The organism is Streptomyces odontotermitis, assembly GCF_050510915.1.
In the GTDB taxonomy this organism is placed as follows: domain Bacteria; phylum Actinomycetota; class Actinomycetes; order Streptomycetales; family Streptomycetaceae; genus Streptomyces.
In genome coordinates, this window is sequence record NZ_JBNJLS010000003.1 from 364,508 (window position 1) to 389,202 (window position 24,695).

The 24,695-nt window shown below is 71.7% G+C and carries 22 protein-coding genes; 11 read left to right on the plus strand and 11 right to left on the minus strand.

Annotation, left to right across the window (positions count from 1 at the left end):
- Nucleotides 1-3: 3 nt before the first annotated feature.
- Both ACQB60_RS12420 and rho read left to right on the plus strand, forming a co-directional pair.
- Complete coding sequence (locus ACQB60_RS12420) at nucleotides 4-588, plus strand: TerD family protein (RefSeq protein ID WP_384840497.1); 585 nt, start codon at nucleotides 4-6, stop codon at nucleotides 586-588.
- 343 nt (nucleotides 589-931) lie between these two features.
- Nucleotides 932-2,134 (plus strand): transcription termination factor Rho, encoded by a 1,203-nt coding sequence (gene rho / locus ACQB60_RS12425; RefSeq protein ID WP_496925971.1) that lies wholly within the window; start codon nucleotides 932-934, stop codon nucleotides 2,132-2,134.
- Nucleotides 2,135-2,166: 32 nt separating this feature from the next.
- Here rho and ACQB60_RS12430 read toward each other — a convergent pair whose 3' ends face one another.
- The gene (locus ACQB60_RS12430; RefSeq protein ID WP_496925972.1) at nucleotides 2,167-3,474 is read right to left on the minus strand and encodes a M6 family metalloprotease domain-containing protein; all 1,308 of its coding nucleotides are present in this window, start codon (nucleotides 3,472-3,474) and stop codon (nucleotides 2,167-2,169) included.
- Between the two features lie 338 nt (nucleotides 3,475-3,812).
- Between ACQB60_RS12430 and ACQB60_RS12435 the strand changes: the two genes are divergently transcribed.
- Both ACQB60_RS12435 and ACQB60_RS12440 read left to right on the plus strand, forming a co-directional pair.
- Nucleotides 3,813-4,472: a TetR/AcrR family transcriptional regulator gene (locus tag ACQB60_RS12435; RefSeq protein ID WP_496925973.1), complete on the plus strand. Its 660-nt coding sequence runs from the start codon at nucleotides 3,813-3,815 to the stop codon at nucleotides 4,470-4,472.
- A 125-nt stretch (nucleotides 4,473-4,597) separates the two neighbouring features.
- Nucleotides 4,598-6,124, plus strand: coding sequence for an MFS transporter (locus ACQB60_RS12440; protein ID WP_496925974.1), 1,527 nt, complete (start codon nucleotides 4,598-4,600; stop codon nucleotides 6,122-6,124).
- Between the two features lie 21 nt (nucleotides 6,125-6,145).
- Here the strand turns inward: ACQB60_RS12440 and ACQB60_RS12445 are convergent, their stop codons facing one another.
- Nucleotides 6,146-6,661 (minus strand): MarR family winged helix-turn-helix transcriptional regulator, encoded by a 516-nt coding sequence (locus ACQB60_RS12445; RefSeq protein WP_496925975.1) that lies wholly within the window; start codon nucleotides 6,659-6,661, stop codon nucleotides 6,146-6,148.
- 157 nt (nucleotides 6,662-6,818) lie between these two features.
- Between ACQB60_RS12445 and ACQB60_RS12450 the strand changes: the two genes are divergently transcribed.
- The gene (locus ACQB60_RS12450) at nucleotides 6,819-7,580 is read left to right on the plus strand and encodes a dioxygenase family protein (protein WP_496926171.1); all 762 of its coding nucleotides are present in this window, start codon (nucleotides 6,819-6,821) and stop codon (nucleotides 7,578-7,580) included.
- Between the two features lie 46 nt (nucleotides 7,581-7,626).
- Here ACQB60_RS12450 and ACQB60_RS12455 read toward each other — a convergent pair whose 3' ends face one another.
- Both ACQB60_RS12455 and ACQB60_RS12460 read right to left on the minus strand, forming a co-directional pair.
- Nucleotides 7,627-8,664 carry a questin oxidase family protein gene (locus ACQB60_RS12455; protein ID WP_496925976.1) on the minus strand — a complete coding sequence of 346 codons (1,038 nt, stop codon included), beginning with the start codon at nucleotides 8,662-8,664 and terminating at the stop codon, nucleotides 7,627-7,629.
- Nucleotides 8,665-8,712: 48 nt separating this feature from the next.
- Entirely contained in the window at nucleotides 8,713-9,264 is a 552-nt protein-coding gene (locus ACQB60_RS12460) for a GNAT family N-acetyltransferase (protein WP_496925977.1), read from the minus strand.
- A 178-nt stretch (nucleotides 9,265-9,442) separates the two neighbouring features.
- On the opposite strand from ACQB60_RS12460, the gene ACQB60_RS12465 reads away from it, so the two are divergent.
- Entirely contained in the window at nucleotides 9,443-10,444 is a 1,002-nt protein-coding gene (locus tag ACQB60_RS12465) for a sigma-70 family RNA polymerase sigma factor (protein ID WP_496925978.1), read from the plus strand.
- A 54-nt stretch (nucleotides 10,445-10,498) separates the two neighbouring features.
- Here the strand turns inward: ACQB60_RS12465 and ACQB60_RS12470 are convergent, their stop codons facing one another.
- Entirely contained in the window at nucleotides 10,499-11,503 is a 1,005-nt protein-coding gene (locus ACQB60_RS12470; protein ID WP_496925979.1) for a helix-turn-helix transcriptional regulator, read from the minus strand.
- A 61-nt stretch (nucleotides 11,504-11,564) separates the two neighbouring features.
- On the opposite strand from ACQB60_RS12470, the gene ACQB60_RS12475 reads away from it, so the two are divergent.
- A complete protein-coding gene (locus tag ACQB60_RS12475; RefSeq protein ID WP_496925980.1) occupies nucleotides 11,565-13,100 on the plus strand; it encodes an MFS transporter in 1,536 nt (511 codons plus the stop codon).
- Between the two features lie 86 nt (nucleotides 13,101-13,186).
- On the opposite strand, the gene ACQB60_RS12480 is transcribed toward ACQB60_RS12475, so the two are convergent.
- Entirely contained in the window at nucleotides 13,187-14,443 is a 1,257-nt protein-coding gene (locus ACQB60_RS12480) for an extracellular solute-binding protein (RefSeq protein WP_496925981.1), read from the minus strand.
- Between the two features lie 234 nt (nucleotides 14,444-14,677).
- Here ACQB60_RS12480 and ACQB60_RS12485 point away from each other — a divergent pair, with 234 nt between their 5' ends.
- From ACQB60_RS12485 to ACQB60_RS12500, 4 genes are all read left to right on the plus strand, one after another.
- Nucleotides 14,678-15,439 carry a DeoR/GlpR family DNA-binding transcription regulator gene (locus tag ACQB60_RS12485; RefSeq protein WP_496925982.1) on the plus strand — a complete coding sequence of 254 codons (762 nt, stop codon included), beginning with the start codon at nucleotides 14,678-14,680 and terminating at the stop codon, nucleotides 15,437-15,439.
- A gap of 118 nt (nucleotides 15,440-15,557) precedes the next feature.
- Complete coding sequence (gene pfkB / locus ACQB60_RS12490; RefSeq protein ID WP_496926172.1) at nucleotides 15,558-16,505, plus strand: 1-phosphofructokinase; 948 nt, start codon at nucleotides 15,558-15,560, stop codon at nucleotides 16,503-16,505.
- 67 nt (nucleotides 16,506-16,572) lie between these two features.
- Nucleotides 16,573-18,570, plus strand: coding sequence for a PTS fructose transporter subunit IIABC (locus ACQB60_RS12495; RefSeq protein WP_496925983.1), 1,998 nt, complete (start codon nucleotides 16,573-16,575; stop codon nucleotides 18,568-18,570).
- A gap of 115 nt (nucleotides 18,571-18,685) precedes the next feature.
- On the plus strand, nucleotides 18,686-18,940 hold the full coding sequence (locus ACQB60_RS12500; RefSeq protein WP_384840453.1) for a hypothetical protein: 255 nt from the start codon (nucleotides 18,686-18,688) through the stop codon (nucleotides 18,938-18,940).
- Here ACQB60_RS12500 and ACQB60_RS12505 read toward each other — a convergent pair whose 3' ends face one another.
- The 5 genes from ACQB60_RS12505 to ACQB60_RS12525 form a co-directional block, all read right to left on the minus strand.
- Nucleotides 18,941-19,723, minus strand: coding sequence for a DUF6227 family protein (locus ACQB60_RS12505; protein ID WP_496925984.1), 783 nt, complete (start codon nucleotides 19,721-19,723; stop codon nucleotides 18,941-18,943).
- A gap of 163 nt (nucleotides 19,724-19,886) precedes the next feature.
- Nucleotides 19,887-21,071 carry a L,D-transpeptidase gene (locus ACQB60_RS12510; protein ID WP_496925985.1) on the minus strand — a complete coding sequence of 395 codons (1,185 nt, stop codon included), beginning with the start codon at nucleotides 21,069-21,071 and terminating at the stop codon, nucleotides 19,887-19,889.
- Nucleotides 21,072-21,250: 179 nt separating this feature from the next.
- Complete coding sequence (locus ACQB60_RS12515; protein ID WP_496925986.1) at nucleotides 21,251-22,390, minus strand: P1 family peptidase; 1,140 nt, start codon at nucleotides 22,388-22,390, stop codon at nucleotides 21,251-21,253.
- A 70-nt stretch (nucleotides 22,391-22,460) separates the two neighbouring features.
- Nucleotides 22,461-23,723 carry a low temperature requirement protein A gene (locus tag ACQB60_RS12520; RefSeq protein ID WP_496925987.1) on the minus strand — a complete coding sequence of 421 codons (1,263 nt, stop codon included), beginning with the start codon at nucleotides 23,721-23,723 and terminating at the stop codon, nucleotides 22,461-22,463.
- Between the two features lie 31 nt (nucleotides 23,724-23,754).
- On the minus strand, nucleotides 23,755-24,531 hold the full coding sequence (locus ACQB60_RS12525; RefSeq protein WP_496925988.1) for a sirohydrochlorin chelatase: 777 nt from the start codon (nucleotides 24,529-24,531) through the stop codon (nucleotides 23,755-23,757).
- Between the last annotated feature and the right edge of the window lie 164 nt (nucleotides 24,532-24,695).

The window sequence follows — 24,695 nt, forward strand, 5'->3', positions numbered from 1 at the left end:
CGCATGATTACGCTCACCAAGGAAGACGGCCCCGCCGACCTGGACGGCGTGACGCACCTGTCCATCGGTGTCTCCTGGGACCCCACCGCGGGAAGCAGCGGCGGGGTGCTCGGAAAGCTCAAGCGGAAGAAGGGCACCGACCTCGACCTGATCGCCGTCGCGATGCAGGGCGCGGACCCGGTGCGGCTCGCGGGCCTCGACTCCCTGGACCCGATGGGCAACGGCTCGTTGGTGCACAGCGGGGACAACCAGACCGGCCACGGCGACGGTGACGACGAGACGGTCACCGTCGAGTTCGCCCGGGTTCCCTCGCAGATCACGTCCATCGTGTTCATCGCCGCCGCGTACAAGAAGCAGAGCTCGTTCCAGGCCGCGCGCAACATCAGCTTCAAGGTGTACGACGCCTCGGGCGGCAGCAGCCAGCAGGTCGCCGACATCTGGCCGAGCCTGCTCAGCAACGACAACGGCTGCGCGGTCGCCAAGGCCATACGCGTCGGCGGGAGCTGGAAGCTCGAGGTCATCAACCAGACCGGCAAGATCAAGCAGGGCGACGAGCAGGCGCTGATGCGGTTCGCCGTCAGCAAGTAGTGAGTCGTGCCCCTCTGGGAGGGGTGGCCAGGAGCGGGAGGCGGCGGTGCCGCCTCCCGCTCCTGCTGTGTGAGTGGGGGGAGACGCTCGGCATCCCCGTGTGTTACCTTGCCGAAAGCACGTGTGAAACGCCCCTCTGTGGCGCCCGTGCTGAAGCTCTTCTCTTTTCCTTTTCTCCCGGCGACGCCTGGATCTTCGTAGATCTCCGTACGGCAACCGGGTTTCTCCAGGTCACTGCGGTTCCGGGCCTCTGTGAGCCCTTGGTTCCACGCCCCGCAGCGCCTTCTCCCTCGCATGTCCGCACCAGCGGCGACATTCGCGAAGTCCTCGAAAGGACCCCACCATGACCAGCACACTCCCTGAACTTCAGACACAGAACCAGAACCAGAACCAGAACCAGACCAAGCCCGTCTCCGGGGTCCTCGACCTCGGCCGTGACGGCCATGGCTTCCTGCGCGTCGAAGGGTGCCTGCCCGGCCCCGCCGACGTCCGCGTCCCCGCCCCGCTCGTCCGCCAACTCGGGCTGCGTACAGGTGACTTCGTCGAAGGCGAGGCCAAAGAAGGCAAGGATGCCAAAGGCGGCAAGAACGGTGCCCTGACCCGTGTCTGGCGGGTCAACGGCCGTACGCCCGAATCGCTGCGCGGCCGCACCAAGTTCGCCGGGCTCACCCCGCTCTACCCCAGCAGCCGACTGCGCCTGGAGACGACCGGCGACCTCGTCGCGACCCGGCTCGTCGACCTCGTCGCGCCCATCGGCAAGGGGCAGCGCGGGCTCATCGTCGCCCCGCCCCGCACCGGCAAGACCGTCCTGCTCCAGCAGCTGGCCGCCGCCGTGGCGGCCAACCACCCCGAGTGCCACCTCATGGTGGTGCTGCTCGACGAGCGGCCCGAGGAGGTCACCGACATGCGGCGGTCCGTGAAGGGTGAGGTGCTCGCCTCCACCTTCGACCGGCCCGCCAAGCAGCACATCGCCCTCGCCGAACTCGCCGTCGAGCGCGCCAAGCGCCTGGTGGAGGAGGGCCGCGACGTCGTCATGCTCTTCGACTCGCTGACCCGGCTGTGCCGCGCCTACAACAACGCCGCCGCCAACAGCGGCCGCACCCTCAGCGGCGGTGTCGACGCGGCCGCCATCCAGGGGCCGAAGAAGCTCTTCGGTGCCGCCCGCAGCGCCGAGGAGGGCGGGTCCCTGACCATGCTCGCGACCGTCCTCGTGGAGACCGGTTCGCGCGCCGACGACTACTACTTCGAAGAGCTCAAGAGCACCGGCAACATGGAGCTCCGCCTCGACCGGGGCATGGCCGACCGGCGCGTGTTCCCGGCCGTCGACATCACCAGGTCCGGTACGCGCAAGGACGAACTCCTCGTACCGGCACAGGAGTTGACCGCCCTGCACGGGCTGCGGCGGGCGCTGCACGGGCGGGACGGGCAGAGCGCCCTGGAGGCCGTCCTCGACCGCCTGCGGCACACCCCGTCCAATGCGGCCTTCCTGCGCCAGGTCCAGCAGACCGTGCCCGGCGCGGGAGCCCAGGAGGGCAAGGAGAGTTGAGGCCCCCTGCAGGGTCGAGAGCCTCAACAGGGTCACGAACGCGTGATGTTCACCCGGTAGTTGCCGTTCTCGTCCACGCCCGCCACCGTCACGCGCACCCCGGACGCGCGGTCCACATAGGACTCGCCGGGGCCGTAGGGGGCGTCGGAGAGTTCGGCGTGGACGTTGGGGCGGCGGGTGCAGCCCCCGCTGTCCTTCGTGGAGTCCTGCACGGTCACCGGGCCGTGGCCGGTGTCGACGTCCGCGTCCACCTTGTAGACGAGCACCCCGGGGCGGCACACCGCCGCGTCGTTCCCGGCGCGGGTGCGGACCTCGACGGCGATGCCGGTCTTCTCCGTCAGCGGGACGAACGCCATCTTGGTGCCGCCCGGCGTCGCGAGCGGGCTCAGCAGGTGCTCGGTGGTGCCGGGCGTCGACGCGCAGCCCACCTGGGTGTCGTCGAGCCAGCCGAGCTTCCACTTGTGCCAGCCGAGGAGGTCGTTGTTGGCGCCCCAGTCCTCGCTCATGATGTCCCAGTGCCCGACCGCGCCGCCGCCCTCCTGGGTGTAGAGGTCGGGCAGCCCGAAGACATGGCCGTTCTCGTGCGGGAGCACCCGGTAGCCGGTCTCGGTGTAGGAGCCGGAGCCGTCGTCCTGGCGGCTGTAGACGAACGAGGCGTTGGAGACGGGCACGCCGTCGGCGACCGGTGCCTCGTGGTTGCCCGCGAAGGTCACGGACAGGACCGTGTCGAGCGCGGACGGGCCAGCGTTCGGGGTGATCAGGATGTTCACGAGGTCGTAACTGCGGAAGTCCACGTCCGGGTCGGCCGCCGCCACGATGTCCTGGACGAGCTCCCGGTAGCCGGGGTCGAAGGGGGCGCCGCGCTCTATCCCGTACGCGGCGAAGGGCTTGGGCATCCGCAGCCAGTGCGGGACGGGGGACTCGGGGCGGTAGTCGAGCCGCCCGTACGAACTGGTGCGGAACCAGTCGGAGGTCTGCGGGAAGAACTCCGCGAGCCGGTCGAGGGCGCTGCCCTGTCCGGGGGCGTCGGAGAAGTCGACCATCAGGTTGAGGGCGCGGACGGTGCCCGTGGAGCGGGAGTAGCCGGGGGCGGTGGGCACGCCTTCCGACATCTGCACGCCCATCGCGCCGTTGATCATGCACGGGCCGAGGGCGGTGGCGCGGGCCAGGGCCACCGGGCCCGCCGTGGTCGGCTCCTCCATGAGGCGGCCGGTGCTGGCCGACGTGGTCACCGCGAGGGCGACGGCGGTGAGCGAGGCGAGGGCGATGCCTCTGCGGGCCCCGCGTATGCAGCGTCTTGTCGGCCGCGTCGGCGGCGGCTGCGTCGGCTGCTGCTGCATCCATGGGCCTTCCGGTCCGTGGCAGCCGCCGGTCTGGCTGCACCCTGTCCGATCACCCTGTGCCGGAGGGTGCGCGGGCGCTCGCTGAGTGCGACCGATCGGGGCTTTCTCGGCGAGGGGGTGTGACGCGGGTCACAGAATCCTTCTTCGGTTCCGGGAAATATCCGGGGACTCCTTCCCCGTTTAGACCTGTGTCCGCGTGAAACGGGGATTCACTCCCCGCATCCCGGGCGATCGGGCCGGACCGGCCGATGAGTTCCGGTCTCCCGCCCGGTCTACAGATCGAGACCGGTCGAGACCGATCTAGACCGTCCAAGAACCAAGCGAAGGGGAATGCCGTGAGCACCGCGACCACCGCCACGCAGCGCCGCGTACCCCGCCCCCGGGCCGACGCCCTGCGCAACCGGGAGCGGATCATCGGGGCCGCGCGCGAGATGTTCGTGGAGTTCGGCGCCGAGGTGCCGCTCGACGAGATCGCGCGCCGTGCGGGCGTCGGCAACGCCACGCTCTACCGGCACTTCCCCGACCGCGGCGACCTCCAGCGCGAGGTCGTCCTGCACGTCAGCGACCGCATCGTGGCCCGCGCCGAGCAGGCTCTCGCCGAGTCCGCGACGGACGAGGCGGGGACCTTCGAGGCCCTGCGCGGCTTCGTGCACGACGCGGCCGACGAGCGGATCGGCGCCCTGTGCCCGATGCTCTCGGCCCACTTCGACCACGACCACCCCGATCTCTTCGAGGCCCGGAACCGCATCCAGGACCGGGTCGAGGAGCTCATGGAGCGGGCGCGCGCGGCCGGGCAGCTGCGCACCGACATCGCCGTCGGAGACCTGATGGTCGCCCTCTCCCAGCTGACCCGCCCGCTGCCCGGCACGCCCTGCGCCAACATGGACGGCTTCATCCACCGCCATCTGCAGCTGTTCCTCGACGGCCTGATGACGCCGGCCCGCTCCGAACTCCCGGGGGAGGCAGCGACTTTGGAGGATCTCCGCAAGAACTGACGCGCGCGGCCGGTTCCTCTCGGACGACGTGCGAACGTCTCCTTCGTACGTCTCCTTCGTACGTCTCTCACTTACGTCTCTTACGTCTCTTTTTCACCACTCCGTATCCCTAGGTGGCTACCTCCATGTCTGAAACAGCTCTCCGACCGCCCGTGGCGGCCGACCCCAAGCGCTGGAAGGCCCTGGTCTTCATCGCGCTCGCGCAGCTCATGGTCGTGCTCGACGCGACGATCGTGAACATCGCGCTGCCCTCCGCCCAGACCGACCTCGGCATATCCGACGGCAACCGGCAGTGGGTCATCACGGCCTACGCGCTGGCCTTCGGCGGACTGCTCCTGTTCGGCGGCCGCATCGCCGACCTGTGGGGCCGCAAGCGCGCCTTCGTCGTCGGCCTGATCGGCTTCGCCGGTGCCTCCGTGCTCGGCGGCGCCGCGCAGAACGAGGCCATGATGCTCGGCGCCCGTGCGCTGCAGGGCGTCTTCGGCGCGCTGCTCGCGCCCGCCGCCCTGTCGCTGCTCGCGGTGATGTTCACCGACGCCAAGGAGCGCGCCAAGGCGTTCGGCATCTACGGTGCGATCGCCGGTGGCGGCGGCGCCGTGGGCTTCATCCTCGGCGGCACCCTGACCGAGTACCTGGACTGGCGCTGGACCTTCTTCGTCAACGTCCCGTTCGCGATCGTCGCCGCCCTGGGCGCGTACTTCGTGATCCGTGAGCCGGCTGAGGGCCGCAACCGCTCGCCGCTCGACATCCCCGGCGTGATCCTGTCCAGCCTCGGCCTGGTCGCCCTGGTCTACGGCTTCACCCGCGCCGAGTCCGACGGCTGGTCGGACGCCGTGACGGTCGGCATGTTCGTCGCCTCCGCGCTGCTGCTTCTCGCCTTCGTCCTCACCGAGGCCAAGGTCCGCTCGCCGCTGCTGCCGCTGCGCGTCCTGACCGACCGCAACCGCGGCGGTGTCTACCTGTCGCTCGGCCTCGCGGTCATCGCGATGTTCGGCACGTTCCTGTTCCTCACCTACTACCTGCAGGTCGTCCAGGGCTTCTCGCCGATCAAGACCGGCTTCGCCTTCCTGCCGATGATCGCGGGCATGATCGTGGGCTCCACCCAGATCGGCACGCGGCTGATGACCCGCGTCCCGCCGCGGCTCCTGATGGCCCCGGGCTTCCTGGTCGCCGCGCTCGGCATGCTGCTCTTCACGCAGATGGAGGTCGGCTCCTCGTACGCCGCGCTCGTGCTGCCCGCGATGGTGCTGCTCGGCCTCGGCATGGGTACGGCGTTCATGCCCGCCATGTCGCTCGCCACGCACGGCGTCGAGCCGCGTGACGCCGGTGTCGCCTCCGCGATGGTCAACACCTCGCAGCAGGTCGGCGGCGCCATCGGCACGGCCCTCCTGAACACCATCGCCGCCTCGGCCACCACCGCGTACCTCACGGACCACGCGGCCGGTGCCACCGACCCGAAGCTCCTCCAGGCGCAGGCCATGGTGGACGGCTACAGCCACGCCATCTGGTGGGCGGTCGGCATCCTGGTCGTCTCGGCCCTGATCGCCGCCACGTTCATCACCACCGGTGCCCAGGGCGGCACCCCCGCCGCGTCCGGCGGGGACTCCGAGGGTGTCGAGGACGAGGTCAAGATCCCGGTGGTCGCGCACTGACCCCCGGGAGCAGGTGAGCCCCTAGCGGAGCCAAGGCAGGTCCGCCCCGGCCTCCTTGGGCTGAAGTCCCTCGGCGACGATCGTCATGATCTCGCCGAGGGACTTCTGCTGTTCCGGGGTGAGCCGGTCGAAGAGCGCCTGCCGTACGGCGGTGACGTGGCCGGGCGCCGTGCGGCGGAGCACCGCGTGGCCCTCGTCGGTGAGGATCGCGAGCTGGCCGCGCTTGTCGGAGGGGCAGTCCTCGCGCCGCACCCAGCCGCTCTTCTCCAGGCGCGCGATCGCGTGCGAGAGCCGGGAGCGGGTGATCTTCATGGTCTTGGCCAGCTCGGTCATCCGCAGCCGCCGCCGGGGGGCGTCGGACAGCTGGACCAATAGGCCGTAGTAGATGTGCGGCATGCCCGCGTCGCGCTGCAGCTGCCGGTCCAGATGATCCTCGAGGAGCGTGGTCGCCTGGAGGTAGATCCGCCAAACGCGCTGCTCATCGTCGTCGAGCCAGCGCGGCTCCCCGCCCGCGGGTGCAGTCGATGCCGTATCCATGTACTCCACTGTACGCAACCCCTCCTTGAACCTTAAACAAACCAGGCGTAGGCTCAGGATCGCCCCAAAAACTTGAACTTTCAAGCTCCAGCTTCCAGCGGATCGACTGCTGGTGGATCGAGTGGAGTCCCGCTCCCGGAGGTGCGCGATGTCCCGCATGCCCGCCCTGTACCTCAGCCACGGCGCCCCGCCGCTGGCCGACGATCCGGTCTGGCCCGCCGAGCTCGCCGCCTGGTCCGCCGACCTGCCGCGCCCGAGGGCGGTCCTGATGGTCTCCGCCCACTGGGAAGAGGTCCCGCTCGCCCTCGGCGCCACCGAGGCGCTGCCGCTCGTCCACGACTTCTGGGGCTTCCCCGAGCACTACTACCAGGTGACGTACGCCGCTCCGGGCGCCCCGCAACTCGCCGCATCCGTACGGAAGTTGCTGCGCTCCGCCGGGACGCCCGTCCAGGACGTGCCCGACCGCGGGCTCGACCACGGCGCGTACGTCCCGCTCGTCGAGATGTACCCCGAGGCCGACGTCCCGGTCCTCCAGATCTCGCTCCCCACCCTCGAACCCGAGCGCCTGATGGAGATCGGCCGCAGGCTGGCGCCGCTGCGCGACGAGGGCGTGCTGATCGTCGGCAGCGGCTTCTTCACCCACAACCTCGCCGCGCTCCGCCGGCCCGGTACGCCGGCGTGGTCGGCCGAGTTCGACGCGTGGGGGCGCGAGGCGCTGGCGGCGGGCGACGTGGACGCGCTGCTCGACTTCGAGGCCAAGTCCCCGGCGGGCCGGCTCGCCCACCCGCGCACCGAGCACTTCGCCCCGCTGTTCGTGACGCTGGGCGCGGCGGACGCGGTGGGGGAGCTGGGGGAGCAGCGGTCGGTGATCGACGGGTTCTGGATGGGGCTCGCGAAGAGGTCGGTGCAGTTCGGCTGAGCTCCGGCCGGTCAACGGGCCTACGGGTTTCGGCCGGTCAACCGGCCTACAGCACCGGGTCGTTGAGCTCGATCCCGCGCAGGGCCGCCGCGAGCGCGACCTCGTCGCCCACGTCGAGAGCGGTGTCCGCGAACTTGATGGTGTGGTCGTCGCCGTGCGCGGCGGCCCGCGCGAAGATCTCGTCGGCGGTGAGGGACCCCGCGGGCCCGTACGCCTGCGGGGCGGCCGGGGAGTACGCGGCCGTGACCGCGGCGCTCGCCGACCAGGCCGCCTGGAGGGACGCGGGCCACAGCTCGCGGGGGAGTGCGGGCAGGGTGCGCAGGACGGCGTTGGGCGCGGTCGCGGCGTGCACCAGCATGACCGGCTCGCCGTGGCCGTGGGTGGCGTAGCGGTGCACGGCGGCGGTGACCAGTTCGCGGAGCCGGTCGCGGGCGAGCTCCGGGTCCGTGGCCGTGCTGTCGGCCGGGTTCACCCATGCGGGGAACGCGGTGAGCTGGGCGAGCCGCTCCCGGATGCCGCCCTCCTGGCGGGCCACGCGCGGCACCGCGTCCAGCGCGGCGGCGGCGCTCGGCGCGGCCGCGAGGGTGCGGAGCGGCGGCAGCGGCTGATGGCGGGCCGCCCAGTAGCCGAGCCCGTGCGCGAGCTCCGCGAGCCGCGGCTCCGTCTCGTCGCCGCCGAGCAGGGTGCGCACCGCGTGACCCACCCGGATCGCCGGGTGCGTGGCGCCCGCCGCGATGCCGGGCAGCAGCGGTGCCCACCACGCGGCGAGCACCTCGCGCCAGGGCCGCTCCGCCACCGCCCGCTCGAAGTAGCGGGTCCAGTCCGCGATGCGCCGTGGATCGCCGAGGGCCTCTCGCCAGTTGTCCTCCGTGATGGCGGTGTCGGGCTCCGGCATGTCCTCCAGCTTGGCCCGGTAGTAGTCGAGCCACCGGTGCACGGCGGGCGCCTGCCCGTGCCGTACGAGGGACTCGACGGCCATCGGCCCGTGGTTGCTCAGCCAGCCGTTGCGCTCGGGCCCGGAGGCGTGCAGGCGTTCAAGAGCTTCGTCGAGGGTGCCGCTGGTGTCGTCCGCGATGACGTTCATGGGGGCAAGGTAGGCGCGGCCCCGCACCCGCCGTAACGGCCGTAGGCCCTAGTCCCCGGGACCGAGGCGCTTCTCGTACCAGGCGACGTCCCAGTACCGCTCGAACTTGCGGCCCACCTCTTTGTACGTGCCGACATGGCGGAACCCGAAGCGTTCGTGGAGGCGGACGGAGGGCTCGTTGGGCTGGGCGATCCCGGCGTACGCGCGGTGCAGGTCCTCCGTCGCGAGGACCTCGAAGAGCGTCTTGTACAGGAGCGTGCCGATGCCGCGCCCGGCCGCCTCGGGCGCGCAGTAGACGCTGACCTCGACCGAAGTGGAGTAGGCGGGCTTGGGGCGGAAAGGGCTTGAGGTGGCGTAGCCCAGGACGGCGCCGGGAGTGGAGCCGAAAATGTCGCATTTGCGTTCTTGGGCAACCAAGAGGCGGTGCGGACCGTCTTTGGGGTGGGAGAGCAGCCAAGGGCGGCGCTCTTCCGGCAGGAACGCGGCCGTGTCGAATGTGACGGCGGTCTCACGGACGTAGTGGTTGTAGATGTCCGTGAGGGCCTCCAGATCCCCCTCGGCGCCCGGCCTGACCTGCGCCTCTGTCGCTTCCACCGGCATCGGGCCTCCTCTGTGGCGGCACAGGGTACTGCATGATCACGAAAATAGATGTGCGGCTTGGGAATTCTGTCCGGATTCCAGTCGTTGTTTCCATCGGATGCAGGGCACCCGGCAGGGTGTGCGGTCCACCACAACAGGTCAGAGCCGACCAGTAGCCCACCATTGCAAGGGAGCACGCATGGCAACCCGTGCCGTCGCCCGTCGTAAGTCCGCCGCGTCCGGCGAGACCGACGGTGCACGCAGTGTTCGCGCCGTAGGCGGCGAGATCGCCGACCGCGACCTGGTCGGCATGTACCTCGACGAGATCGCGCGTACACCACTGCTCGACGCCGCCAAGGAAGTCGAGCTGTCCCAGATCATCGAGGCGGGCGTGTACGCCCAGAAGATCCTCGACGGCGAGGTCGAGGACAGCAAGGTCACCGCGGACCGCGAGGAGCTCGAAGCGCTGGTCGCCGACGGTGAGCGCGCCAAGGACGTCTTCATCCGGTCGAACCTCCGGCTCGTGGTCGCGGTCGCCCGCCGCTACCCCCGCAGCGGCCTGCCCCTGCTCGACCTCATCCAGGAGGGGAACGCGGGCCTGGTGCGCGCCGTCGAGAAGTTCGACTACGCGAAGGGCTTCAAGTTCTCCACGTACGCGACGTGGTGGATCCGCCAGGCCATCACCCGCTCCATAGCCGACCAGTCCCGCACCATCCGCCTCCCCGTCCACCTCGTGGAGGAGCTCGGCCGGATCCGCCGCGTGCAGCGCGAGTTCAACCGCGAGCATGGCCGCGACCCCGAGCCCGCCGAGATCGCCGCGGAGCTCTCCTCCACCCCGGAGCGCGTCACGGACGTCCTGGACTGGGCCCGCGACCCGGTCTCGCTCAACATGGGAGTGGACGACGAGGGCGACACCCAGTTCGGCGACCTCCTGGAGGACACCTCGGCCGTCTCGCCCGAGCAGTCCGTCCTCTCCCTGCTGCGCAGCGAGGAGCTGGACGACCTGATCGGCCGCCTCGACCAGCGCACGGCGTCCATCATCAAGATGCGCTACGGCATCGAGGACGGCCGCGAGCGCACCCTGACCGAGGTCGGCAAGGAGCACGGCCTCACGCGCGAGCGGATCCGCCAGATCGAGAAGCACGCACTCCTTGAGCTGAAGCGACTGGCCCGCGACACCGGGTTCGACGCGGCGGCGTAGCGGGACCTGAGCTGAAGCCCACCCGGCGGCACCGGGTGGGCTTTCTGTTGCTCCCTACCTCGCCGCCCGCGTGAGGCGGTACCCCAACTCCCGTACCGACTCGACCAGTTCCGGCGGAGCGTGCGGCGTGAAGTCCGCGTCCGTCAGGGCCAGCCGCACCGCCAGCCAGTCCAGCGAGCCCGCGACCGTGCCGCGGACGCGGCAGCGCGTGGCGCCCTGCGGGGTCACCGTGCCGAGCGACGCGGGCAGACGTGCCGCGATGAAGTCGGCCGACGCGTCGAAGCTCACGTCGAAGTCGTGGGTCTGCGCCTGCTGGCCGCGCCACATGGACTGGCGCAGGAACTCCGCCGCGTCCCCCGTCGGCAGCTCCCGCGCCGTGAACCGAGCCCCCGTGGGGAAGGGCTCGGAGACCCGGTCGACGCGGAACGTCCGCCAGTCCTCGCGGTCCAGGTCGTACGCGACCAGGTACCAGCGGCGGCCCGTCGAGACGAGGCGGTACGGCTCCGTCTGGCGCCGTGACTCGGTGCCGTCCTTGGCGCGGTAGGCGAACCGCAGGCGCTCCTGCGCCGCCACCGCCGAGGCCATCACGGTGAGCGTCTCGGGTGCGATGCTCGGCCCGTCGCCGCTGGTCAGCTGGGTCGTCGCCACCTGCAGTGCGGACACCCGGTGGCGCAGCCGCGACGGCAGCACGTGCTCCAGCTTGGCCAGGGCCCGCACCGACGCCTCCTCCACCCCCTCGACCGCGTGCCCGGCCCCGGCACGCAGCCCCACCGCGATCGCCACCGCCTCCTCGTCGTCGAGGACGAGCGGCGGCATCGCCTTGCCCGCCACCAGGCGGTACCCGCCGGCCGCGCCCTGCGTGGCCTGCACCGGATAGCCGAGCTCGCGGAGCCGGTCGATGTCGCGCCGGACCGTGCGGCGCGAGACGTCCAGGCGCTCGGCGAGCTCGCCGCCGGGCCACTCGCGCGGGGTCTGGAGCAGGGAGAGGAGCTGGAGGAGGCGCGCGGGGGTATCCGTATTCGACTTGCTTTTCTCGTCGTACGTGCCGCTCTTCGTCATGCCTCCAGGCTCCCGTAGAACTAGGACGTGATCTGACCTATATGGACTCTAGCCTTACGGCATGACTTCTCAGCCCAGCAGTGGCGCGGCCATCGGCGCGCCCGCGGACCGGCGCCGCTGGTTCGCCCTCGCGATCGTGATGACCGCGGCCTTCATGGATCTGGTCGACGTGACGATCGTGAACATCGCGATCCCGTCGATCACGCGCGACACCGGCGCCTCGTTCAGCCAGATCCAGTGGATAACCGCCGGTTACGCCCTCGCGTTCGCGGCCGGGCTCATCACCGGCGGGCGGCTCGGCGACATCCACGGCCGCAAGCGCCTCTTCCTCGTCGGCATCACGGGCTTCACCCTCGCCTCCGCGCTCTGCGGCTTCGCGGCGAACCCGGAGATGCTGGTCGCCTCGCGCATCCTCCAGGGCGGCATGGCCGCGATGATGGTGCCGCAGGTCCTGTCGATCGTGCACGCCACCTTCCCGGCGCACGAGCGCGGCAAGGTCTTCGGGCTCTTCGGCGCGGTCGTCGGCATGGGCGCGGTCATGGGCCCGCTGCTCGGCGCGCTGCTCACGGAGTGGAACATCGCCGGTCTGGAATGGCGGCCGATCTTCCTGATCAACCTGCCCGTCGGCATCGCGGGGCTGCTGCTCGGCCGGAAGTTCATCAGCGAGTCCAAGGCGCCGAAGGCGCTGAAGCTCGACCTCGTCGGTGTCGTCCTCGTCGTGGTCGGCCTGCTGATGGTGTTCTACCCGCTCACCCGTGGCCGCGAGCTGGGCTGGCCGCTGTGGGGCTATCTGTCGATGGGCGGCTCGCTGCTCGTCTTCGCGGCCCTGGTGGCGTACGAGAAGTACAAGACGCGCAAGGACGGTTCGCCGCTGGTGGAGCTGTCGCTGTTCAAGGTGAAGAGCTTCGCGGCGGGCATCGCGGTGCAGCTCACCTTCGGCATCGTGTGCGGCATCTTCTTCCTGGTGTGGACGCTCTACATGCAGACCGGGCTCGGCTGGACCGCGCTGCGGGCGGGTCTGACCGGGGTGCCGTTCTCCATCGCGGTGTCGGTCGCCGCGGGCATCTCCGTGCAGAAGTTCGTGCCGCGCTTCGGGCGCAAGGTGCTCCAGGCGGGCGCGCTCATCATGGCCGCGGGCATCGGCATCTACATCTGGGAGGCCGGGCACTACGGCCAGGACATCGCCTCCTGGCAGATGGCGCTGCCGCTCGTGGTGATGGGCCTCGGCATGGGCCTGATCGTGGCACCGCTGACCGACGCGATCCTCTCGGAGGTGCCGCGGGAGCACTCGGGCTCGGCGTCCGGACTCCTCAACACCACGATGCAGATGGGCAACGCGCTCGGCCTCGGCCTGGTCTCGGCCGTCTTCTTCGGCACGATCGACGACCCCATCACGCCGCAGCAGATCGGCCCGGAGTTCACGGACGCCTTCCAGAACTCGCTCGGCTACGCGGCGGCCATCCTCGGCGCCATCTTCCTGCTGATGTTCGCGCTGCCGAAGAAGCCGCGCCAGCATGTGGAGGAGGAGGCGGCCGGTGACGGCACCCCCGGCGAGCACGGTGAACTCACCGACCGGGAGCCCGCGTTGACCCCGTGACACGGGTACGGGCAGCTGATGACCGCGACCCCGGCAGGCCCTCACGGCACTGCCGGGGTCGCGGCGTCTCAGGGGGCTCAGGGGGCTCAGGGGGCCCGCAGGTCCGCCCGGGTCGCCGCCGTGTCCAGGGACTTCAGGACGGTGGCCGGATCGCCGCCCCGTACGACCGCGGAGCCGATCTCCTTGCGGATCGCCGCCCGGACCGTCGGCCACGACCGCAGGTTCACCGGCTGGAACTCGGCCCGCGGCATCTGGTCCACGAACTTCCACAGCGCGCGGTGGGCGGAGTCGGCGCGCAGCGCGTCCGAGCCCGAGCTGGTCACCGGGAGGGTGGACTGGCCGCCGCCGTACGTGGTCGCCGAGTCGGCGCTGTAGATGTGGCTGAGGAAGGCGCCGCAGGCGTCGCGGTGGCCGCGCTGCTTGAACGCCATCATCCAGTCGCACAGGCCGAGCGGCGCCGCGGCCCCGCCCTCCCGCTTGGGGAACGCGGCGTGCGCGTAGGGGAACCGGGCCTTGTCGGCGGCGCCCATCAGGACGGGGTGCGCGATCATCATGCCGATGTCGCCCCGCAGGAACTGCGCGTACGCCGCCGTCCTGCTGAGCCCGCCCGGCTCCGTCCCGGCGAGCCCGGCCGTGACCAGCTCGTCCCGCAGCCAGGTCAGCGTCTGGACGTTCTTGGGGCTCGCGAAGTCATAGCCGGACAGGCCCGCGTAGCCGCCCCCGGCCGAGAGCATCCACGACAGCGCCTCGTCCTCGGCGGCCTCGGGTCCGAGCTGGAGCCCGTACGGGGTCTTCACGCCGATGCCCTTCAACGCCCGTGCGGCGGCGCGGAGTTCGGCCCAGGAGGCGGGCGCGGCGGTGAGACCGGCCCGCTTGAAGAGCTCTTTGTTGTAGAAGAGGCGCGGGGTGCTGGCGAGGAACGGGATGCCGTACTGGACGTAGTCGACGCTGCCCGCCTCCGCGTACGAGGGGGTGAAGTCGGCCTGGGTGCGGATGTCGAAGAGGTCGTCCGCGCCGTAGAGCTTGTCGTCCTCGGCGTAGGGGGCGAAGACGTTCGCGTGCGCGATGTCGGGGGCGTCGCCGTCCGCGATCCGGCGGGCCAGGGTGCGGTCGAGCTTCTCGAAGGGGATGCGCTCCAGGTCGACCTTGATGCCGGAGTTCTTCTTCTCGAAGGAGTCGACGAGCCCGTCCCACTGATCGCTGATCGAGGAGCCCACGCTCTTGTCGTAGCTCGCGACGAGGACCTTGAGCGTCACCTGGTCGTCCGTGGCGCAGCCCGCCGCGCCGAGCGCGGTGGTGCCGGTGAGCCCGGCCGTGGAGAGAAGGAACCGCCGCCGACGCACCGCTGAGACACCTCACATGACGCACAGGACACACATGACCAGGTCTGACTAGGTGGCAGATTGTGCCACAGGGGCATGACGCGCCCTCTGGTCGGGGCGGACCTCGGTCCTCCGCTCCCGGGTCCAAAGTCCGTTTGTGTCCGCCCTGCGCCCGAAACTGTTTACTTTCCCCAAGCCCGGCCGTAGCCTCGCGGTGAAACAACAGATTCGGGCATCAGGTGGAGGCAGGCGGACATGTACGCACCGGAGCGACAGCAGGAGATCCTGCGGCTCGCGCGCGACGGCGGCCGGGTCGATGTGCTGTCCCTGGCCGAGGAGTTCCAGGTCACCGCCGAGACCATCCGGCGCGACCTGAAGGCCCTCGACCGGGCCGGGCTCGTGCGGCGCGTGCACGGCGGCGCCATACCGGCAGGGCGCCTCGACTTCGAGCCGGACCTCGCCGAGCGCGAGTCCACCGCCGCCGACGAGAAGGACCGCATCGCGCGCGCCGCCCTCGCCGAACTCCCCGCCGAGGGCAGCGTGATCCTCGACGCGGGCTCCACCGTGGCGCGGCTCGCGGCGGCGATCCCGCTGGAGTCGGAGCTCACCGTCGTCACGCACGGCCTGCCCACCGCCGCCCGGCTCGCCGACCACCCCGGCATCCAGCTGCACCTCATCGGCGGCCGGGTCCGCCACCGCACGCGCGCGGCCGTCGACGCCTGGGCGCTGCGGGCGTACGGGGAGATCCGCGCCGACGTCGTCTTCCTCGCCGCCAACGGCTTCTCCCCGGCCGCCGGGCTCACCACCCCCGACCTGGCGGAGGCCGCCGTGAAGCGCGCCGCCGTCGCCGCCGCCCGCCGCGTCGTGCTGCTCGCGGACTCCGCCAAGCACGGCCAGGAGCACTTCGCCCGCTTCGGCGACCTGGCCGATGTGGACCTGCTGATCACCGACAGCGGGCTGTCCGACGACGACGCCGCCGCCATCGAGCGCGCGGGCACGGAAGTCGTCCGCGCATGACGGAAGTCGTCCGCGCGTGAACGCCGCTGCGACCGACCCGCCCCCGCCCCCGCCCCCGGCCCCGGCCCCGGCCCCGGGCCCGGGCCCCCGTACCACCAAGGAACTGGCTCCCACCCCCATGATCCTCACCGTCACCCCCAACCCCTCGCTCGACCGCACCTACGAGGTCCCGTCCCTGGACCGCGGCGAGGTCGTCCGCGCCACCGCCGACCGCATGGACCCGGGCGGCAAGGGCGTCAACGTCTCCCGGGCCGTCGCCGCCGCGGGCGTCCGCACCCTCGCCGTGCTGCCTCTCGGCGGGGCACCCGGCGCGCTCGTCGCCGAGCTGCTGGCGCAGGAGGACATCGAGGTCGCCCCGGTCCCGGTCGCCGGGCAGACCCGCTCGAACATCGCGGTGGCGGAACCGGACGGCACCCTGACGAAGATCAACGCGGCGGGCCCCGAACTCTCCGCCGAGGAGCGGGAGTCGCTGCTCTCCACCGTCGGCGAGCGGTCGGCGGGCGCCGACTGGATCGCCTGCTGCGGCAGCCTGCCGCGCGGCCTCGCGCCCTCCTGGTACGCGGAGCTGGTGGCCCGCGCCCACGCGGCGGGCGCCCGGATCGCCCTCGACACCTCGGGCCCCGCCCTGCTCGCCGCGCTCGCCGAGCGCCCCGACGTCGTCAAGCCCAACGCCGAAGAGCTCGCCGAGGCCGTGGGGCGCCCCCTCACCACGGTCGGCGACGCGGTCAAGGCGGCGGAGGAACTGCGGGAGTCGGGCGCGCGAGCGGTCCTCGCCAGCCTCGGCGCGGACGGCCAGCTGCTGGTCGACGCGTCGGGCACGTACTTCGCGAGCGCCCGCGTCGACGCGGTCCGCAGCAACGTCGGTGCCGGTGACTCGTCCCTCGCCGGATTCCTGATCGCGGGCGGCGCCGGTCCCTACGCCCTCGCCTCGGCGGTGGCGCACGGCGCGGCCGCCGTCCAGCTGCCCGGCAGCGTGATGCCGAAGCCGTCCGACCTCGCGCCGGAGGCGGTCACCGTGACGGCGGAGGTCCCGCTGGACCGCGTACTGACGGAGCCCGCGTCATGAACCCCCGCATCCCCGTCCCCGCTGTTGTCCCCGCCGCTCAGGCGATACGCGTGCGAAGGAGCCCGCGATGACCGACATGATCACCGCGGATCTGGTCGACCTCGAACTCGACCGGTCCGCCGACACCAAGGAAGCGGCCGCCCGCGCGCTCGCCGAGCGGATGGTGGCCCTCGGCCGGGTGACCGACCTGGACGGGTTCCTCGCCGACGTGGCCGCGCGCGAGGCCCAGATGCCGACCGGCCTGGACGGCGGCATCGGCATCCCGCACTGCCGCAGCGCCCATGTCACCGAGCCGACCCTCGCCTTCGGCCGCTCGGCCCGGGGCATCGACTTCGGCGCCCCGGACGGCCCCGCGGACCTGATCTTCCTGATCGCGGCCCCGGCGGGGGCGGACGACGCGCATCTGACGATCCTCTCGTCGCTGGCGCGGCAGTTGATGGACGAGGAGTTCAAGGGGGCGCTGCGGGGGGCCGCTGACGCGGCGGAGGCCGCGGCGCTCATCCTGGGCGAGGAAGCGGAGCCCGCAGGGGAGGAGGCCGCGCCCGCAGAGGAGGAGGCCGCGCCCGCCCAACCGGCAGCTCCTGCACCGGAGTTCAGGATTGTCGCCGTCACGTCCTGCCCCACGGGCATCGCCCACACGTACATGGCCGCCGAGTCCTTGGAGGCCGCGGCCCGCGAGGCGGGTGTGGAACTCACTGTGGAGACCCAGGGTTCCGCGGGCTTCACCAAGCTGGACCCGGCCACCATCGCGGCAGCGGACGCCGTGATCTTCGCCCACGACGTCCCCGTCCGCGACAAGCCCCGCTTCGCCGGAAAGCCCACCGTCGACGTCGGCGTCAAGGCGGGCATCAACCGCCCCGCCGAACTCATCGCCGAGGTGCGGGAGAAGGCGGCCCGGGGCGAGACCACGGCCCCCACCGGCCCCACGCCGGTGGAAGGCGGCGGGGACGAGGGCGACGGCTACGGCACCAAGCTCCGCAAGTGGCTGATGTCCGGCGTCAGTTACATGGTTCCGTTCGTGGCCGCGGGCGGCCTCCTCATCGCGCTCGGCTTCGCCATCGGCGGCTGGAAGATCGACAAGGCCCCGTCCGTCGCGGAGCACTTCGTGTGGACGGACCACACCAGCTGGGCCGCGCTGCTCTTCCAGATCGGCGGGCTCGCCTTCGCCTTCCTGGTGCCGGTCCTCGCCGGTTACATCGCGTACGGAATGGCGGACCGGCCCGGGCTCGTGCCCGGCTTCGTCGGCGGCTCCGTCGCCATCACCATCAACGCGGGCTTCCTCGGCGGACTCGCCGCCGGTCTGCTCGCGGGCGCCGTCGTCATGGGCATCCAGAAGGTCCGGATCCCGGCCGTGCTGCGCGGCATCATGCCGGTGGTGGTGATCCCGCTGATCTCCTCGGCGGTCGTCGGCTTCCTGATGTTCCTCGTCGTGGGCAAGCCCATCGCCTCGCTGCAGAGCGCGCTCACCGACTGGCTGGAGGGCCTGTCCGGCGCCAACGCGATCATCCTGGGCGTGATCCTCGGCCTGATGATGTGCTTCGACCTCGGCGGCCCGCTCAACAAGGTGGCCTACGCCTTCGCGGTCGGCGGGCTCACCCACCCCACCGAGGGCTCCCTGAAGGTGATGGCCGCCGTGATGGCGGCGGGCATGGTGCCGCCGCTCGCGATGGCGCTCGCCACGACCGTGCGCGGCCGGCTCTTCACCAGGACGGAGCGGGAGAACGGCAAGGCGGCCTGGTTCCTCGGCGCCTCCTTCATCACCGAGGGCGCGATCCCGTTCGCCGCGGCCGACCCGCTGCGGGTCATCCCCGCGTCGATGGCGGGCGGCGCGGTCACCGGTGCCCTGTCGATGGCCTTCGGCTGCACGCTGCGGGCCCCGCACGGCGGCATCTTCGTGGTCCCGCTGATCGGTCAGCCGTGGCTCTACCTGGTCGCGATCGCCGCCGGGGTCGCCGTCTCCACGGCCGTGGTGGTGCTCCTGAAGGGGGCGCGGAAGACGGTGCCTGCGGAGTCGGAGACGGCGGCGGAGAAGGCCGAGGACGCGAAGGTCGCGGTGGCCGTCTGAGGCGGTCTGCGGCAATGGTTGAGTTGCGGGGGGTTATGCGACTTGCGTCACTTCAGGACCTAAGTCCCATAACCCCCCTGTCCGAAGTCCCGGACCGTGTTGTCTACTGGGCCGCATGTTCCAGGGTGTCTCGATTGTTCAGCAGATAGGCGTGGCCGTTCTCGCCGTGGCGACCGTCGTCTGGGCCGTCGGCCTGGTGCGGGTGCTGCGCAAGGACCGCTTCGACGTGGAGGTCTGGCGCCAGACCCAGGCACTGGAGGGCCTCCCGGCGCAGTCGGGCCCGCCGCACATCGAGACGGTGGAGCTGACGCCCACCGAGCGCGTGGCCTTCGCCGGTCTGGTCCGGCAGTTCAGCGAGGGCCGTTCGTAGCTAGCGAGGGCCGTTCGTAGCTGCGGCCGAGGCCGCACGCCGCTCCATCGCGGTGCGGGCCGCGTCCTCGCTCACGTACACCTCGCACATGTGCCGCCCGTCCGGCGTCGCCGTGTGCTCGACCTCCCAGAGGCTGAGCTCCGAGCCGTCGAAGAGCAGGAACGCGTGCTCGTACAGCGAGAAGCCGAGCCGCGCCTCGCCCGCCACACAGGGCCGGCCGAACGCCTGCGTGATCTGGTGCGCGAACGCCGAGCGCAGCAGCCGCGCCGTCTCCTCGCCGGGGCGGTCCGCGCCCGGCGGGTTCTCCGCGCGGCGCAGCAGCCGGCGCCCGTGATCCGCCGAGTCGTCCGGCACGTACGTGTGCCGGGGCAGGGCGCGGGCCGGGAGCTGGAGCGCGACGGGCAGCTCGCAGACCGGTGCGTCCGGGGGCAGTGGGAGCCGGGCCGTGGCGACGCCGGCCTCCTCCTCGTCCGCGTACACCTCGTACTGGGGGCGGCTGCCGGGGGCGGTGTTGTGCGCGAGCTCCCAGAGGGTGAGCGCGCTGCCGTCGCTGAGCAGCCAGGTGTGCCGGTACGTCTCGCGGTGCAGGCCCGCGCTGTGGTGCGCGGAGTGCAGCGAACTGTCGTACGCCAGGGCGAACTCCAGGCGGTGCACCACCTCGTCCGGCAGGTCGAAGGAATTCATGGCGCGGGCGAGCAGCCGCGCGAGGTGCTCATCGGGGGCGATGGGCTCGTGCGACTCGGGTGGCTCGTACTCGTACGCCGTTTCGTACGGAACGCTCAAGGCACCTCCCGGCGTTGTGCGTTGCTGCATGTCACCCCGTGGGTGCATAACGTAGCCCCTCGGTCGGACATCATGCCCGGGAACGGGAAAACGTGCGAGCCGCGCGGGCAAGTTCCCGCGCGGCTCGGTGGTGTTGGCGCTCCGGTGTGGTGCGCGGGGCGCGTCAGACCGCGCTGCCCGCCGTCCACGCGCTCCAGTCCATGTTCCAGCCGTTGAGGCCGTTGTCCGGGGCGATCGTCTTGTCCGGGGAGCCCTTGACCGTCACGATGTCGCCGATCATCGAGTTGCTGAAGAACCAGGCGCCCGGCGTGCCCGGGTCGCCCGCGCCGCGCGCGTCCTGGAGGCCGACGCAGCCGTGGCTGGTGTTGCCGCTGCCGAACGGGGCGCCCCAGTAGTTGCCGTGGATGAAGGTGCCGGAGTTCGACAGGCGCATGGCGTGCGGCACGTCCTTGATGTCGTACTCGCCGCCGAAGCCGACCGTCGAGCCGTTCATCCGCGTCTGCGTGAACTTCTCGGAGATCACCATCTGGCCGTTGTACGTGGGGTTCTGCGGGCTGCCCGCCGAGATCGGGACGGTCTTGATGACCTTGCCGTCGCGCTCGACGGTCATCTGGTGGGACTTGACGTCGACCGTGGAGACCTGGGCGCGGCCGATCGTGAACGTCACCGTCTTGTTCTGCACGCCCGTCGCGTTGTTCGCGCCCTTCACGCCGTCCAGGGCTATCTTCATCGTCACCTTGGAGCCGGCCTTCCAGTACTCCTGCGGCCGGAAGTCGAGGCGCTGCGTGCCGAACCAGTGGCCGACGACCTTCTGGCCGCTGTCGGAGCTGACCGTGATGTGCGACTGCACGGCCTTCTTGTTGGTGATCGGCTTGTCGAAGGTGAAGGAGACCGGCATGCCGACGCCGACCTTGCTGCCGTCGTCCGGGGTGTAGGTGCCGATGAAGCTGTTGGCGGACGAGACCGTCGTGAACGTCGCGTTCTCCGTCGCCTCGTTGCCGCTGCCGTCCTTCGCGTTGGCCGTGACCTTGTACTTCGTGCCGCGCTCCAGCTGGGCCTTGGGCTTCCAGCTGGAACCGTCGGAGGCCAGCGTGCCCTCGACGGCGGTGCCGCTGGTGACCTGCGTCATCTTCACGCTGGTGAGCTTGCCGCCCTTGACCTTGACCCCGGTGGCGTTGATGGAGGCGTCGGTCGCGCCGTCCTTCGAGGAGATGCTGATGTCGGCGCCCTTGGCGGCCGAGCCCTTCTTGCCGCCGTCGTCCTTGGCGTCCGCGTCGCCGCCGCAGGCCGTAAGGGTCAGCGCGCCGACGGCGAGTGCGGCGGTGGCCAGAAGGATGCGCTTGGACACGGGTTGCTCCCATTTGTGCGAGGTAGGCGGCGAACGTGGGGTCTGTTCCAGTACGGGTAAAGAGAGAGCCGAGGCCGGAAAGGTTCCCTCCGCTTGATGTGAGCGAGAGCACAAGAAGGGCTCAACTCCAGGCCGAGTGGCAGGAGTTGAGCCCTTTGGTGGTGTGTGTGGCTATATGGTCAATTTGTGCTGTTGGGTGCGTTGGAACCATTGGTTCCGTTATTTCCGTAGAGCTCGCTGTACGAGGGGAACGTCCCGCCCGGAGTCTGCGCCGACCCTGCCGCCAGCATCGCCCGCACGATCGCCCGCGTCACCAGGTCGGCGCCCGCCGCCAGGATCTCGTTGAGGGCGAGGGGGTTGCCCTCGGCGAGCGGGCGCTCGCCCGTGGCCAGGGCGAAGACCGTGTCCCCGTCGTTGAGGAGGTGCACGGGGCGGACGGCGCGCGCCATGCCGTCGTGCGAGGTGCCCGCGAGCTTCTGGGCCTGGGCACGGTTCAGGTCGGCGTCCGTGGCGACCACGGCGAGGGTGGTGTTGAGGGGTGCCGGGCCGTTCGCGGCGGCGAGGCCGGCGAGGCGGCGGGTGGCGGCGGCGTGGATCTCGGGGGAGGGGTGCGCCGGGAGCACGGGCGCCTCGGGGTCCTGCGGGTCCCCGGGGTCCTCGAAGTACCGCCCGTACAGCACCCCCGTCCGCGGGTCCACGCCCGAGCCCGCCGCGTTCGCCACGACGAGGGCGGCGACCGTGATGCCCGAGGGCAGCACCGTCGCCGCCGTGCCGACCCCGCCCTTGAGCTGGCCCACGAGGGCGCCCGTGCCCGCGCCGACGCTGCCCTCCTCGACCGGGGCGCCCGCCTCGCTGCCGGCCGCGTCCAGGACGGCCGCGCGGCCCGTCGCCGCGTCGGGGCGGGCCGTGAAGTCGCCGCCCCGGCCGAGGTCGAAGACGGCGGCGGCCGGGACGACGGGCACCACGCGCGCCGGATCGGACGGGTCGACGGGGACGCCGCGCCCCTGCTCCTCCAGCCACGCCATCACCCCGGACGCCGCGTCCAGCCCGTACGCGCTGCCGCCGGTCAGGACGATCGCCTCGATGCGCTGGACGAGGTTCCGCGGGTCCAGGGCGTCGGTCTCCTTGGTGCCGGGGCCGCCGCCGCGCACGTCCACCGCGGTGATGACGCCGCCCGGCGGGGCCAGGACCACGGTGGTGCCGGTGAGGTAGCCGTCACCGGTGCGGGTGGCGTGGCCCACGCGCAGGCCGGGGATGTCGGTGAGGGCGCCCGCCGGGTTCTTGGCGGCGGCGCCTGGGGTGCCGGTTGTCGTGGCCATCTTCCATACGTATCACGGGAGTTGACCGGGGGAGCGGAACGGGAGCCGGGTGGGGGCGGCAGGCGCTCTCTCAGGCGGCCGCCCTGGCCTCCGCGCGGACCATACGGGAGGTCAGCGTCGTCCCCGTCACCACGGCGAGCGCCGAGACGATCCCCGCGAGGAGCACCGCGGAGCGCCCCGCGAACGTGCACGCGAGCACCGTCACCGCCGTCACCGGAAGCACCAGCTGCTGGGCGAGCCCCACCTTGAAGTAGCGCGAGTGCAGCAGCCAGACCGTGAGGAGGTAGACGGCCGTCGGGATGGTCACGGCGGCGGACGCGGCCGTCGTCGAGATGTGTGCCTTGCCGAGGTCCTGCTCCACGGCGATCTCGATGCCCGCGCCGATCGCGGCCGCCGACGCGAGGATCAGGTAGTGGCCGTAACCCCACAGGAACGCCTGGCTGTTGGAGCGCAGATGGCCGTGGATCGGCACCACGAAGTAGATCCACCAGGCGGCGAAGACGACGAGGAGTCCGCCCGCGGCGAGCGGAAGCAGTTCGCCCAGCGCGTCGTTCTCGTCGATGCCCTCCTTCACCGCGACCGTCGCCGCGGCGATCGTCTCGCCGAGCACGATGATGGTGAACAGGCCGTAGCGCTCCGAGATGTGGTGCGGATGCCAGGCCGTGGTGAAGCGCCGCTCGGCGTACGCCGGTACGCACATCTCCAGGACCGCCATCACCAGGAACACCCAGGCCCGCCCCGCCTCCGGCAGCAACAGCAGCCCCAGCCAGCCGACTTGGCAGAGGGCGATGCCGCCCGCGTACCGCAGCGCCGTGCCCCGCTCGGCCCCCGTCGTGGACCGGGCGGCGCGCAGCCACTGGGAGATCATCGCCACGCGCATGATCGCGTAGCCCAGCCAGACGACCAGGAACTCATGGTCCTGGAACGCCTTCGACACCCCGGCGGCGAGCACGAGGACACCGGCGATCTGCACGAGGGTCACGACGCGGTACAGCACGTCGTCGTTGTCGTACGCCGAGGCGAACCAGGAGAAGTTCATCCAGGCCCACCAGATGGCGAAGAACACCATCGCGTAGTTGAGCACGCCCTCGCCTGCGTGCCCCTCGGCGACGGCGTGCACGAGCTGGGCGCCGGCCTGGGCCACCGCCACGACGAAGCAGAGGTCGAAGAAGAGCTCCAGCGGGGTCGCCGCGCGGTGCTCCTCCTCGCGGCCGCGGGCGGCCATGGGGCGCAGTGGGGGAGGGACGACGGCGGGCGCGGCGGGAGAGGTGGATGCGGTGGGGGAGGCGTGGGGCCCGGAGGCCCCGGACGGCAGGTCGCTGCTTGGCGTCATGGGCCAAGCACAGCAGAACCGGAACGCCGATTCAGGCTGCGGCACCCACGGGAGCGGAACGGACACCCGCACGCCCCACGATGTCCGCCACCAGCTCCGCGATCCTCGGGTGGTCCGCGAGCGGCTCGGCGACCAGGTCGGCCCCGGCCCGCGCGAGGGCCACGGTGAACCGCCCGGGGGCGAGCAGGTGCGTGGCGATCGCGACCCTCCGGTACCCCGCGGCGCGCAGCCGCGCGACGGCGTCCGGAACGGTGGGCTCGGCCGCCGAGCAGTACGCCACCACGACGGGGACCTCCACGGGCGCCCCGTGCACGGGCAGCCGCGCGCGCAGCTGCCGCGCCGCGATCTCGGCCCCGTCGTTGCCCCCGGCCCGCGAGGACCCGGCGGCGGCGAGGACCACGGCGTCGGCCCTGGCGCCGCAGTCACCTCCGGCGGCCGCGTTCTCCGCCTCCCGGAGGCGCCCGTGCAGCGCGGCGGCGACGGCGGGCGCACCGCTGAGGCTCTCGGTGAGCACACAGCCGCGGCCCTCGACGACGGCGGGGATGTCGACGGTGCGGTGGTACCCGTCACCGAGGAGAAGGGGGACGACGACGGCACCGGGCGCGGCGGCGTCGAGGGCTTCGGAGAGGGAGGGCGCCTGGTGGTCGAGATGACCGACCAAGGGGCGGGTGCCGAGGCGGAGTTCGACGGCGTCGCAGAGGCGCGCGAGGGTGGCCGAGGCGGCGGGAAGCGCGCTGCCGTGCACGGCGAGGACGAGGGACTGAGCCCGTCCGGCGACGGGGGACGGACTCGGCGAAGCCGGTGACATGGAGCACCCCTTCGGGCAAGAAGGCCGCTGCCCCGGCAGAGCGACGGCCGCCCTGCCCGGGAGGGAGTCAGCGGAACCGGAGCGGGAAACGGTGTCGCCGCATTTCCCGCCCCGGAAGCCGCATCGTGCGGGCCGCGCTCTCGGTCGGGGAGCAGCCCGTCCCT